Below are 13,098 nucleotides of genomic sequence, written 5' to 3'. Positions count from 1 at the left end.
GGTTAGAGCCAGGGGCGCGGCGCGGACATGGCGCGTCCGAGCAGTTGCAGCCGCGCCAGCGACAAACGGCCCTGGCGCAGCAGGCGCACGATCTTGACCAGCGTGCCGAGGTCGCGCTTGACGCCCATCGAGGCCGGCACGTCGTGGCCCCAGGCCCAGATCCCTGACAGCTCGAGCGGCACGTAGTGGGTTTCGTGGCTGGCCGTGAAAACGTCGCCGTCCGTGTAGTGTTCGAATTCCATGCCGTCCGGGTCGCACCAGTAGTCGAACAACTGGCTGCCCAGCACGTGGCGGCCGATGCCCCACATATGGCGGTGGCCGTTGGCGCGCAGCACGTTCTGGCCTTGGCCCAGCGCGTCCAGGTCGACCACCTCGTAGGCGCTGTGCTCATACTTTTCCTCGATCCCGCCGGCCAGCACGAAGCTGTGGTGGTCGGCCGGCGTGTCGCCCAGGTCGAGCCGGAAGAAGGCCAGGTTGGGCGAGCCGTCGGCCAGGTACTGGACGTCGGTGGGGATCAGGCCCAGGTGGCGCATATACCAGTCGGCCATGCCGGCGAAGTCCACCGTCTGCAGCACCACGTGGCCCAGCTTGGCGACGGCGGCCGGCTCCATCGGCGGGCGCACGGTGCGGTTGACGCGCCGCAGCTGGCCGTAGCAATTGGTGTCGGCCAGCAGCGGGGCGCGCAGCGGCAGGGGCGCCGGCGCCCGCTGGCCGCAGATCAGCCACAGTACATTGCCGGCCGGGTCGGTCAGCTCGACGCCGCTGCCGCCGCCGGGGATGGCGCCGGCCGGCAGGCGGCGCGCGCCGATGCGCGTCTCCAGCAGGGCCAGCTCGGCCTCGCCGGCCACGCTGAAGGCGGCGCCGAGGTAGCGCGCACGACGGCCGCGGCGTGCCATGTAGATGCAGGCCTGCGGTCCGCTGCCGCGCATCAGCAGGCGCTCGGCGGTGCGTTCAACCGTTTGCAGGCCGAAATCGGTGAGGAAGTTTTCGCACGCGGCCAGGTCGGGTTTTTCGAACATCAGGAAGGCCAGCGACTGGGCCTTGACCAGCGGCACCGGTCGGGCCAGCGGTTGGACGCCGGGCGGCAGCGCGCTTTGGGGGTAGGCATGCGGCGTACGCAGCACACCGTTGGAAGGTTGTTTCATCGAGAGAAGTCTCCGGTCTCTGGGTGTCCGCGTGGACAGGCCCGTTTGTATTTGATAGTGACAGTACCGTCAGAATGACTGGCGTGTCAATAGGAATTTGCGTACAATGGCCGCAAAGAGACGAAAATGAACATTGAAGACCCACAAAACCACCGTACCCGCGTCGCCGCCCGGCGCCGCGCCAAGACCCGCGCCAGACTGCTTGAGAGCGCCTTGCTGGTGTTTGCGCAGAAGGGCCCGCATGCCGTGATCGAGGATGTGATCGCCCAGGCAGGCATGGCGCGCGGCTCGTTCTATAACTACTTCCGCACCAACGATGAATTGATGGCCGAGGTGGCCAGCGAGATCAACGACGAGCTGCTGCGCGCCATCGACCCGGTAGTGCAGCACAGCGAAGACCCGGCCGAGCGCATCGCTTGCGGCGCCCGGCTGCTGCTGCATGCCGTGATGCGCTTCCCGCTGTTTGGCACCTTCATGGCGCGCCTGCCGTTCCCGACCGCCAACAGCAGCCTGCTCGGCCTGCGCTTCATGGCGCGCGACGTGGCGCTGGGCATCGCCACCAGGCGCTTCCACGATATCAGCCAGCGGGTGGCGGCCGACCTGGTGGTGGGGGTGGTGCTGAGCGCCGCCTATGCCGTGGCGCGCGAGCCGCAGGATGACGACTATCCCGACGTCAGCGTGCGCGCCCTGTTGCGGGCGCTGGGCCTGGCGCGCGCCGAGGCCACCCGGCTGGCGGCGTTGCCGTTGCCGATGTTCGACCTGCCGCCCAGCTCCATCCTGCGCCGCACCCAGGTTTTTCCCGGTTAGGCGACGATCTGCTATGATCGCCCCGTCCTCATTCACCCAGCCCCGCACTGACTGACCATGCCCGACGCCGCCAAGTCCACCGACCACCGTCCCCGCGTTGCCGCCGAACGGCGCGAACGCATGCGCAAGCGCCTGATCGAAAGCGCCATGATCGTGTTTGCCGAGAAGGGCGTCGGCGCCAGCATCATTCCCGATGTGGTGGCGGCGGCCGAAGTGTCGCAGGGCTCGTTCTACAATTACTTCCGCACCAATGACGATCTGCTGGCCGCCGTCAGCAGCGAACTGAGCGCCGAAATGATCCAGCTGATCGAACCGGCGGTCGCCGATATCGCCGATCCGGCGCTGCGGGTGGCGACCGGCATGCGCTGCTACCTGCACCTGGCCCGCTCCCAGCGCCTGCTGGCGCGGTTCCTGGCGGGCGCCGGCCTGCGCCTGCTGGGCGACCAGAGCGCCGTGTTCCGCTATTTGCCGGCGGACCTGGAGGAAGGGCAGAAGTCGGGCTGCTTTGCCCCGGTGCCGCTTGACATCGTGCTCGACGTCGCCGCCGGCGCCGCGCTGGTGGCCATCAACCGTATGGCGCAGGGCCGCGTTGCCAAGGACTATCCGGAAAAAATTGTCGCCGCCGTGTTGCGCACGCTGGGCATGTCGGTCATGGACACCGAGCGCGTCATGGCTCCAGCCTTGCCCAAGCTGGTGCCGCCGGCCGAATCCCTGCTGGCGCGCGCCCAGGCCCGCGCCAAGTCGCAGGAAGCTGGCGCCGACTGAGTTTGCCCGCCATGCGCCTGGCCTGCGGTCCGGATAGCGTTCCGGCGCGCGGCCACGGCGCCGCCTGATCCCCCGTTCCCACACGTCTAAGCCGCCCTTTGCCGGGCGCGACCGGCCATCGCCGGTAATGCCCGACCGGGCTTGCCGGCCCGGTTCCTCGCCGCAATTCTTCCGCCGGTTTCCCCTCATTTCCTGCTGTTTTTGTCCGCTGCGCCAGCGCTGTCCGGCGCCGTCCTCCTTTTGCCTGCAAGTAACTTGTATGTATCGTCACTCTGAATAAAACGTCATAATGACAAATGACTCGTTATGGGTTATAGTGAGCATACCTGACCTAAGGAGGACTTTGAAGTGAACGTGAACTATCGAACAGCAGCCCTTGCCATCAGCGCGGCCAGCCTCCTGGCCGGCTGCTCCCCCGCGCCAACCGCCGAGCATGAGGAGGTGCGCGTGGTGCGCACCGTGGTCGCCGGCCAGGGCAATGGCACGGTGGGCGCCAACTACTCGGGCGAGATCCGCGCCCGTTACGAGAGCCAGCTGGGCTTTCGCACCAGCGGCAAGATCGTTGCCCGCCTGGTGGAGGTGGGCAGCCATGTCAAGCGCGGCCAACCGCTGCTGCAACTGGATGCGGCGCAGGAAAGCCTGCTGCTGACGGCCGCCGGCGCCGATACCGACGCGGCCCAGAGCCGCGTGGCGCAGGCCAAGGTGGACCTGGCCCGTACCGAGCAGCTGCTGGCGCGCCAGTTCGCCTCGCAGGCGGAGCTGGACCACCAGCGCCTGGCGCTGCAACAGGCCGAAGCGCAGCTGCGCTCGGCCCTGGCGCGCCAGCAGTTGAACGTCAACCAGCGTGGCTACACCAGCCTGGTGGCCGACCGCGACGGCGTGGTCAGCGCCCTGCAGGCCGAGGCGGGTCAAGTGGTGGCGGCCGGCCAGCCGGTGGTGACGCTGGCGGCCGATGGCGAGCGCGAGGTGGCGATTAGCATTCCCGAGTCACGCGTGGACGAATTGCGCCTGGCACGCGCGCTGGAGGTGTCGGTCTGGGCCCACCCCGGCCGGACCTGGCATGGCAGCTTGCGCCAGCTGGCGCCGGACACGGACAGCGTCACGCGCACCTATTCGGCCCGCATCACCATCGAGCAGCCCGATCCGGCCCTGCTGCGGCTGGGCATGACGGCGTCGGTACATGCGCCCGATGTCGACGGCAAGAGCGCCATCCGGCTGCCGCTGACGGCCATCGTCGACGGCGACGGCAAGCGCCTGGTGTGGGTGGTCGATCCCAAGAACCAGCGCGTGGCCGCGCGCGAAGTGCAGCTGGGCAGCGCCCAAAATGACAGCGTACTCGTGACGGCGGGCCTGGCTGGCGGCGAGACGGTGGTGACGGCGGGCGTGCACCTGCTGCAGCCGCACCAGTTGGTGCGCGTGACCGGAGGCGCCAAATGAAGGGTGTCAATTTGTCCGAATGGGCGCTCAAGCATCAGCAGATGATCGCTTTCCTGCTGATGCTGCTGACGGTGGCCGGCATCCTGGCCTACGGCAGCCTGGGCCAGAAGGAAGACCCCGAGTTCACCATCAAGACCATGGTGGTGCAGACCTACTGGCCGGGTAGTTCGGCCCAGCAGATGGCCGACCAGGTGACGGACCTGATGGAGCGCAAGCTGCAGGGCGTGGCCGAGATCGACTACATGTCGACCTACGTCAAGCCGGGCGAAACCCAGATCAAGATCAACCTGCGCGAGGCGGTGCCGCCGGCGCGGGTGCCGGACGTGTGGTACCAGGTGCGCAAGAAGCTGAGCGACATGCACCAGAGCCTGCCGCAAGGCGTGCAGGGACCGTTCTTCAACGATGAATTCGGCGACACCTTCGGCAATATGTACGCGATCACGGGCGACGGCTTCGACTACGCCGACCTGCGCAAGATGGCCGACGCGGCGCGCAACGAATTCCTGCGCGTGGCCGACGTCAACAAGGTCGACCTGCTGGGCAAGCAGGAGGAAAAGATTTACGTCGAAATGTCGAACGCCAAGCTGGCCTCGCTGGGGCTGGACCCGGCCCTGATCGCCGCCACGCTGGCCCAGACCAACGCGGTGGCCGCCGCCGGCACGGTGCAGACCAGCACCGAGCAGGTGCGGCTGACCGTCAGCGGCGAGTTCGACTCGGTGGAGAACATCCGCGCCATCGGCATCCACGCCGGCCAGCGCACCTTCCGCCTGGGCGACATCGCCGAGGTGCGGCGCGGCTTCGTCGAGCCGGCCGTGGCGCGCATGCGCTTCAATGGCCAGCAGGCGCTGGGCCTGGCCGTCAGCATGCGCAAGGGCGGCGACGTGATCCACCTCGGCCAGCAGCTCGACGAGACGGTCAAGCGCATCCAGGCCAGCCTGCCGGTGGGCGTGCAGCTGCACCCGGTCAGCGACCAGCCGCGCGTGGTGGAGCACTCGGTGCATGAATTCAAGAAGAGCCTGGCCGAAGCGGTGCTGATCGTGCTGGCGGTGAGCTTCTTCTCGCTGGGCCTGCGCACCGGCCTGGTGGTGGCGCTGTGCATCCCGCTGGTGCTGGCCATGACCTTCCTGGCCATGTACATCATGGGCATCGACCTGCAGCGCATTTCGCTGGGCGCGCTGATCATCGCGCTGGGCCTGCTGGTGGATGACGCCATCATCGCGGTGGAAATGATGGCGCTCAAGCTGGAGCAGGGCTGGGACAAGGCGCGCGCCGCCACCTACGCCTACACGGCCACCGCGTTCCCCATGCTGACCGGCACCCTGATCACGGCGGCCGGCTTCCTGCCGGTAGGCTTTGCCCAGTCGGGCACCGGCGAATATGTGTACTCGCTGTTCCAGGTGGTGGGCATTGCGTTGATCCTGTCGTGGGTGGTGGCGGTGCTGTTTACGCCCTATATCGGCTTCAAGCTGCTCAAGGAAGAGCCGCACGCCCATCACGACGAGGACGCGGTATACCAGCGCGGTTTCTACGTCAAGTTCCGCCACCTGGTCGACTTCTGCCTGCGCCACCGGGGCTGGGTGATCGCCATTACGCTGGTGATCTTCGCCGGCTCGCTGACGCTGTTCAAGGTGGTGCCGCAGCAGTTCTTCCCCGCTTCCGACCGCGCTGAACTGATGGTCGACCTGTGGATGCCCAAGGCGTCCACCTTCGAGGCCAGCGAACGCGAAGTGGCCGAGCTGGAACGCCTGCTAAAGGGCGATCCGGACATCGAGGCGGTGACCAGCTTCGTGGGCGACGGCGCGCCGCGCTTCTACCTGCCGCTGGACGTGCAGACGCCCAACCAGAACCTGGGCGAGATGATGGTCATGACCAAGGGCGGCGAAGCGCGCGAGCGTGCCATCGCCAAGCTGCGCAAGCTGTTCGACGGACACTTCCCCAACGTGCGCGGCCGCGTCAACCGGCTGGAAAACGGCCCGCCGGTGGGCTATCCGGTGCAGTTCCGCGTGTACGGCAACGATCCGGCCAAGGTGCGCCAGATCGGCGCCAAGGTGGGCGCCATCGTGCGCGCCAATCCGCACGTGCGTGAAGTGAACGAGGACTGGGGCGAGCGCGTCAAGCGGGTGCGGGTCGATGTCGACCAGGACAAGGCGCGCGCGCTGGGTGTGAGCTCGGTCCAGATCAAGGCCGCGCTGGAAGCGTCGCTGTCGGGCACCCCGATCACCCAGTACCGCGAGGACGACCAGGCGATTGCCGTGATGGCGCGCCTGGTGGCCGCCGAGCGCACCGACCTGAATAACCTGAAGGACGCCAAGATCTATCTGCGTGACGGCAAGTTCGTGCCGGTGTCGCAGGTGGCGCGCCTGGCGCTCGACAGCGAGGAGAGCGAGATCTGGCGCCGGAACCGCATCCCGACCCTGACCGTGCGGGCCGACATCGAGGGCGCGCAGGCGCCGGACGTGACGGGCGCGCTGTGGCCGACGCTGCAGGCGATGAACAAGGACCTGCCGCTCGGCTACGGCATCGAGGTGGGCGGCGCGGCCGAATCGAGCGCCAAGGCCCAGCGTTCCGTGTTCGCCGTGATGCCGGTGACCTTGATCGTGGTGCTGGTGCTGTTGATGGTCCAGCTGCAGGATATGAAGAAGATGGTGCTGGTGCTGATGACCGCGCCGCTGGGCCTGATCGGCGTGGCGCTGATCATGGCGGCGTTCCGGATTCCGTTCGGCTTCGTGGCCATGCTGGGCGTGATCGCGCTGGCTGGGATGATCATCCGCAACTCGGTGATCCTGGTGGTGCAGATCGACCAGGACCTGGAGCAGGGCGTGCCGCTGTGGACTGCGATCGTGGAATCGGCCGTGCGCCGCCTGCGTCCCATCGTGCTGACCGCGCTGGCCGCCATCCTGGCCATGGTACCGCTGACCGAATCGGTGTTCTGGGGCCCGATGGCCTGGGCCATCATGGGCGGCCTGGCCGTGGCCACGCTGCTGACCCTGATCTTTTTGCCGGCCCTGTACGCGGCCTGCTACCGCGCGCAGCGCCCCGTTGCCGCACAAGGAGAATAAAGCGATGATGAAGTTGCATACCAAGCCCGCCGTCCTCGGCCTGTTGCTGGCCCTGTACGGCGGCCTGGCCGGCGCGATGGACGTGGCAGACGCCTACCGCCAGTCGCTGGCCAATGATCCGGCCAGCCTGGCGGCCGACCAGGCCTTGCTGGCCGGGCGCGAACAGGCCTTGCAGGGCGACGCGCTGCTGCGGCCGCGCGTGAGCCTGCAGGCCGGCGTCAGCCGCATCCACGACCACCAGACCGGCGAGCTGGCGCCGCCCGTCTCGTCGCTGCTGTCGACCGACAGCACCGGCACGGCGCGCCAGGCCACGCTGCAGCTGGTACAGCCGCTGTACGACCGGGGCGCGCTGGCCAGCCGCCGCCAGTTGCACCAGCAGACCGAGCTGGCCCAGACCAGTTTTGCGGCGGCGCGCCAGGAGCAGGCGCTGCGGGTGGCGCAAGCCTATTTCGGCGTATTGCTGGCCGAGGAGACGCTGCGCGTGGTGGGCAATGAACTGGCGGCCGTGCGCCAGCAGCGCGACCGCGCCCAGGCCCGCTTCGACGTGGGCCAGGACCGCATCACCGACCTGCGCGAGGCGCAGGCGCGGCTGGACGCGGTGACCACCCGCGAGGTGGCGGCCCGTTCGATGCTGGAACTGCGCCAGGCGCAGTTCCGCGAAACGACGGGCCTGGCGCCGGACGGGCTGGCCCCGCTGGCCCAGTCGTTCGTGCCGCGTGCGCCCGAGCCAGCCGCGCTGGCGGCCTGGCAGGCCACGGGCGAGGGCCGCAGCACGGCGGTGCTGGCCCGGCAGTCGGCGCTGGAGATCGCCCAGGCCGAGCTGTCCAAGAAGGGCCTGGCGGCCCGCCCGACGGTCGATCTGGTGGCCAGCTATGGCGCCCGTAACCAGAGCGGCAACCTGTCGCCGCTGGTGGCCCCCAGCGGCGACCGCAACGCCGCCATCGGCCTGGTGCTGAACGTGCCGCTGTATGCCGGCGGCGGACTCGATTCGCGCCAGCGCGAGGCGGCGGCCCGGGTCGGCCAGGCCGAACAGGAACTGGCGGCGGCCAGGCGCGACGTGCGTCTGGCCGTGCAGGAGGGCTATCTGGCCGTCACCACGGGCGTGTCGCGCGTGGCCGCGCAGGAGCAGGCGCTGGTGTCGGCGCGCAGCGCGCTGGACGCGACCAGCCAGGGGCGCGATGTGGGTACCCGCACCGCGCTCGACGTATTGGATGCGCAGCAGCGCCTGTATGCGGCCCAGCTGGAGCTGATGCAGGGCCGGGTCGACTATCTGCTGGGCCGCTTGCGCCTGGCGGCGGCGGCCGGCGAGCTCAATGAGGACAGCCTGCGCACGCTGGATCTGTGGCTGGAAGGCGGCCACGGGTAGGGCGGCACGGCGCGGCGGCGCAGCGCGCCCCACGTGCCGGCCAGTTGCAGTGTATTGGAGGAGGACAAAATGGAGCGCTTCAATTTACATGACGTGCGCATGCTGGCGGAAAAGGCGGCGCTACTGGACCGGCAACGGCGGGCGCTCAGGAAGCGTATCGAGCAGCAGACGGCGGCGTTTCGCGCCGCTGTCGACTTCTTCCGGCTTGATGTGCCGGAACAGACGTCAAGGGGGGCCGAGCCGCAGGGCGGCACGGAGGAGGCGCCGCCCGTCCCTGGCCAGTAGCCGGCGCGCGCAGGCCTGCATGGCGCCCGTTGGCTGGCCGGGGGGCGCCAGTGCCAGCCTGGCCAGCGTTTTTACACCGACTATAAGGGAATCATCATGCGTCAAAACCTGCCCGTGACCAACGTCGAGTTCTTGCTCGACGAGGGCAAGTGCATTGTCTCCAAGACCGACCTGCGGGGCAAGATCGTCTACGTCAACCCGTGCTTTGTCGAGGTGAGCGGCTTCAGCGAACAGGAGTTGCTGGGCGCACCCCACAACCTGGTGCGCCATCCGGACATGCCGCCGGCCGCGTTTGCCGACCTGTGGATGACGTTGAAGGCAGGCCTGCCGTGGAGCGGCCTGGTCAAGAACCGCTGCAAGAACGGCGATTTCTACTGGGTCGAGGCCAACGTCTCGCCTATGCGCGAAAACGGCAGGGTGGTGGGCTATATTTCGGTGCGCACCACGCCGGCACGGGCGCGCGTGGAAGCTGCAGCCGCCGTCTATCGCAGTCTGGCCGCGGGCAACCCGGCGCGCCTGGCGCTACACCAGGGACAACTGCGCCGCAGCGGCTGGGGCGGATTGTGGCTGCGCATGAAGAACCTGTCGACCGAGTGGCGCGCGATCGGCGCGCTGGCGACGGTTGCCATGCTGCTGCTGGGCGGCGGTGGCGCCGGCGCCCTGTTGCTGGGCGGCCGGGCCGGTGCCTGGTTCGCGGCCGGGGGGCTGTTCGGTGCCACTTTGATCGGCTTGCTGTGGCATGGCTTGCAGGTATCGTTCGTGGCGCCGCTGCGTGACGCGATCCGGGCCGTGCGCGCCATCGCCAGTGGCGAGTTGGGTGGCAGGCTCGATATCCGGCGCGACGATGATGTTGGCCAGTTGCTGCGCGCCACCCAGCAGATGAATCTGAACCTGGGTGCCATCATCGGCGACGTGCACGACAATGTCGACAACATCCGCGCCGCAGCGCGCGATGTGGCGGCCGGCAACGCCGACCTGGCGGCGCGCACCGCGGCCCAGGCGGCCAGCCTGGAGGAGTCCGCCGCCAGTGTGGAACGGCTGGCCGGCACGGTGCAGCAGACGGCGCGGCATGCCCAGCACGCCAGCGAACTGATGGCGCACGCGACCGGGGTGGCGCGCCAGGGCGGCGAGGCCATCGGCCGCATGGGGGCGACCATGGGCGACATCAGCCTGGCCGGCAAGCGTATCGAGGACATGATCGCGCTGATCGAAGGGATCGCATTCCAGACCAATCTCCTGGCGCTGAACGCGGCGGTCGAGGCGGCCCGGGCCGGCGAGCAGGGCCGCGGCTTTGCCGTGGTCGCGGCGGAAGTGCGCCACCTGGCCCAGCGGTCGACGGCGGCCGCCAAGGAAATCAAGGCGCAGCTGGGCGATACGGTCGACAAGGTTGCTCAGGGCAACCTGCTGGTAACGGACGCTGGGCAGACGGCGCGCGACATCATCGGCGCGGTCGAACATGCCGCCGGGCTGATGCGGGAAATTGCCGTGGCCAGCAGCGAACAGAGCGCCGATATTGGGCAGGTGAGCCGCGCCATGGAGGAAATGGACGAGAACACCCGGCAGAACGCGACGCTGGTGGAGCAAGCGGCCATGGCGGCGGCCAGCCTGCACGACCAGGCCGGCCGCCTGACACAGGCCATCAGCCTGTTCACGCTGGCGCGCCCGGCGGTCACTTGACTGGCGCCCGCCGCGCGCTCCGGGCGCTGTTGCCGGGATCAATCGGTGCCGCGGATCTTATGGCCTGGCGCGCGCCGGTTTGCGGCTGTCACCATGGCGCGCATCGATGCTCATTGTTCCGGCCCCGGCCACGGCCAGCGAGAGGAAGCCGCCGGCGATCGCCAGATTTTTCATGAACATGGCCGCCTGCGTTGCGTCCGCAAAATTCTTGTGGAACAAGACGGCGGCGACCACGCAGAAGATGGCCAGGCAGAGCGCCACCGGCCGCGTAAAGGCACCAAAGCAGATCGCGACGCCGCCGCCGAGCTCGAGTGCTACCACGGCCGGCAGCAGCGATCCGGGCACGGCCATCGACTCCATCATCGTCACGGTGGCGCCATAGTGGCCCAGCTTGTCGATGCCGGCGGCGATGAAGATCAGCGCCAGCAGGACGCGCGCCAGCAAGAGCATGAGGTTGTGTTTCTTGTCCATTGCTTGCGCCGCACCGGCGTGTTGGTTGCGATTCATCGTGTGCTTAGTCATTCGCTGCTGCTCCTATCCAACGGGGGTTGAGCGTGGCCGCACCGGCGTCCCGCGTCTTGACGAGATCGAGCGCCACGTCCACGATCATGTCCTCCTGTCCGCCCACCATGCGGCGGCGGCCCAGTTCGACCAGGATGTCCATCGTCGCCAGGCCATACTTCTTCGCTGCCGCCTCCGAGTGGCGCAGGAAGCTGCTGTAGACGCCCGCATAGCCCAGCGCCAGCGTTTCGCGGTCGACCCGTACCGGGCGGTCCTGCAGCGGGCGCACGATGTCGTCGGCCGCGTTCATCAGCGCGAACAGGTCGCAGCCGTGGTGCCAGCCCAGCCGGTCGGCGGCGGCGATGAACACTTCCAGCGGGGCGTTGCCGGCGCCGGCGCCCATGCCGGCCAGGCTGGCGTCGATGCGGTCGCAGCCTTCCTCGACGGCGACGATGCTGTTGGCCACGCCCAGGCTGAGGTTGTGGTGGGCGTGGATGCCGGTCTGCGTCTCGGGACGCAAGGTGTCCTTGAAGGCGCGGAAGCGCGCGCGTACGTCCGCCATGCCCAGTGCGCCGCCGGAGTCCACCACGTAGCAGCAGGTGGCGCCATAGCTTTCCATCAGCCTGGCCTGGTCGGCCAGGCCTTGCGGGCTTTGCATGTGGCTCATCATCAGGAAACCCACGGCCTCCATGCCCAGGTTGCGTGCGTATTCGATGTGCTGGCGCGCGATGTCGGCCTCGGTGCAGTGGGTGGCCACCCGCACGACGCGGGCCCCCGCGTCGTAGGCGGCGCGCAGGTCGTGCAGGGTGGCGATGCCGGGCAGCATCAGGGTGGCGATCCTGGCGCGCTCGACGACTTCGGCCACGGCGGCGATCCATTCGACGTCCGTATGGGCGCCGAAGCCGTAGTTGAAGCTGCCGCCCTGCAGGCCATCGCCATGGGCCACTTCCATCGAATCGACGCCGGCGGCGTCCAGCGCGCGGGCGATCTGGCGCATTTGCGCCAGGCTGTACTGGTGGCGTATGGCGTGACTGCCATCGCGCAGGGTGACATCGGAAATATACAGTTTCTTGTTCATGGCAGGCTCCAGGGGGTGACGGTGGCGGCGGCGTTGCGCCGGCGTTGCGCCATGTGTTCAGCGGTGCGCAGGGCGGCGCTGGTCATGATGTCGAGGTTGCCGGCATAGGCCGGCAGGTAATGGGCGGCGCCTTCCACTTCGAGGAAGATCGAGGTTTTCAGGCCGTGCATGCGCGGACCGACGCCAGGGATGTTGATGGCCTGGCCGGGGCCGATACGGTCGAACTGGACCTGCTGCTTGAGGCGGTAGCCGGGCACGTAGCCTTGTACGGCGGCGGCCATGGTGGCCACCGAGTCGGCGATGGCCGCTTCGTCGACCTGTTCACTCAGGGTATAGACGGTGTCGCGCATGATCAAGGGTGGTTCGGCCGGATTGAGGATGATGATGGCCTTGCCCTTGCGCGCACCGCCAACCGTTTCGATGGCGCGCGACGTGGTTTCCGTGAATTCGTCGATGTTGGCGCGGGTGCCCGGACCGGCTGAGCGGCTGGCGATGGAGGCGATGATCTCGGCATAGTGGACAGTCGCCACCCGTGCCACCGCCGCCACCATGGGGATGGTGGCCTGGCCTCCGCAGGTGACCATGTTGACGTTGAGCGCCTCGTTGCTGACGTAGCCATTGACCACCGGCACGCAATAAGGGCCGATGGCGGCCGGTGTCAGGTCGATGCAGATGATGTCCGGACGTACCGCCCGCAGCAGCGCGTCGTTGTGGCGGTGGGCGCTGGCCGAGGTGGCGTCGAACACGATGCCGATGTCGGCGAACTGCGGCATGCGCAGCAGTCCTTCGACGCCCTCGTGGCAGGTGGCCACGCCGAGCCGGGCCGCGCGCGCCAGGCCGTCCGAGCCGGCGTCGATGCCGACCATGACGGCCAGCTCGACGTGGGCACCGTGGCGCAGGATCTTGATCATCAGGTCGGTGCCGATGTTGCCGCTGCCGATGATGGCAGCCTTGATTTTTTCAGTGCTCATACATTCC

11 protein-coding genes are annotated in these 13,098 nt (G+C 68.3%); 7 read left to right on the top strand and 4 right to left on the bottom strand.

Annotated features, from left to right (window positions below; translation table 11 throughout):
* Positions 1-2: 2 nt before the first annotated feature.
* Positions 3-1,145 (bottom strand): VOC family protein, encoded by a 1,143-nt coding sequence (locus H3H39_RS22905; RefSeq protein WP_182156705.1) that lies wholly within the window; start codon positions 1,143-1,145, stop codon positions 3-5.
* 126 nt (positions 1,146-1,271) lie between these two features.
* On the opposite strand from H3H39_RS22905, the gene H3H39_RS22900 reads away from it, so the two are divergent.
* The 7 genes from H3H39_RS22900 (at position 1,272) to H3H39_RS22870 (ending at position 10,541) form a co-directional block, all read left to right on the top strand.
* On the top strand, positions 1,272-1,952 hold the full coding sequence (locus tag H3H39_RS22900; RefSeq protein WP_182156704.1) for a TetR/AcrR family transcriptional regulator: 681 nt from the start codon (positions 1,272-1,274) through the stop codon (positions 1,950-1,952).
* 57 nt (positions 1,953-2,009) lie between these two features.
* Positions 2,010-2,717 (top strand): TetR/AcrR family transcriptional regulator, encoded by a 708-nt coding sequence (locus H3H39_RS22895; protein ID WP_229218196.1) that lies wholly within the window; start codon positions 2,010-2,012, stop codon positions 2,715-2,717.
* A 354-nt stretch (positions 2,718-3,071) separates the two neighbouring features.
* Positions 3,072-4,154, top strand: a complete 1,083-nt coding sequence (locus H3H39_RS22890) for an efflux RND transporter periplasmic adaptor subunit (RefSeq protein ID WP_311196964.1) — start codon at positions 3,072-3,074, stop codon at positions 4,152-4,154.
* On the top strand, positions 4,151-7,213 hold the full coding sequence (locus tag H3H39_RS22885; protein ID WP_182156702.1) for an efflux RND transporter permease subunit: 3,063 nt from the start codon (positions 4,151-4,153) through the stop codon (positions 7,211-7,213). The genes H3H39_RS22890 and H3H39_RS22885 overlap by 4 nt, the downstream gene beginning before the upstream one ends.
* 4 nt (positions 7,214-7,217) lie before the next feature.
* A complete protein-coding gene (locus H3H39_RS22880; RefSeq protein WP_182156701.1) occupies positions 7,218-8,579 on the top strand; it encodes a TolC family outer membrane protein in 1,362 nt (453 codons plus the stop codon).
* Between the two features lie 69 nt (positions 8,580-8,648).
* A complete protein-coding gene (locus H3H39_RS22875) occupies positions 8,649-8,864 on the top strand; it encodes a hypothetical protein (protein WP_182156700.1) in 216 nt (71 codons plus the stop codon).
* Positions 8,865-8,960: 96 nt separating this feature from the next.
* A complete protein-coding gene (locus H3H39_RS22870) occupies positions 8,961-10,541 on the top strand; it encodes a methyl-accepting chemotaxis protein (protein ID WP_182156699.1) in 1,581 nt (526 codons plus the stop codon).
* 57 nt (positions 10,542-10,598) lie between these two features.
* Here H3H39_RS22870 and H3H39_RS22865 read toward each other — a convergent pair whose 3' ends face one another.
* Genes H3H39_RS22865 through H3H39_RS22855 form a run of 3 tightly spaced genes read right to left on the bottom strand, consistent with a single transcriptional unit; the run spans position 10,599 to position 13,091 of the window.
* Complete coding sequence (locus tag H3H39_RS22865; protein WP_220461641.1) at positions 10,599-11,063, bottom strand: DoxX family protein; 465 nt, start codon at positions 11,061-11,063, stop codon at positions 10,599-10,601.
* Complete coding sequence (gene dmpG / locus H3H39_RS22860; RefSeq protein ID WP_182156698.1) at positions 11,056-12,120, bottom strand: 4-hydroxy-2-oxovalerate aldolase; 1,065 nt, start codon at positions 12,118-12,120, stop codon at positions 11,056-11,058. The genes H3H39_RS22865 and dmpG overlap by 8 nt, the downstream gene beginning before the upstream one ends.
* The gene (locus tag H3H39_RS22855) at positions 12,117-13,091 is read right to left on the bottom strand and encodes an acetaldehyde dehydrogenase (acetylating) (RefSeq protein ID WP_182156697.1); all 975 of its coding nucleotides are present in this window, start codon (positions 13,089-13,091) and stop codon (positions 12,117-12,119) included. The genes dmpG and H3H39_RS22855 overlap by 4 nt, the downstream gene beginning before the upstream one ends.
* Positions 13,092-13,098: the final 7 nt, after the last annotated feature.

Origin of the sequence: Rugamonas apoptosis (assembly GCF_014042355.1) — a bacterium.
GTDB lineage: Bacteria > Pseudomonadota > Gammaproteobacteria > Burkholderiales > Burkholderiaceae_D > Rugamonas > Rugamonas apoptosis.
This window is presented reverse-complemented; position numbering and strand designations above follow the sequence as displayed.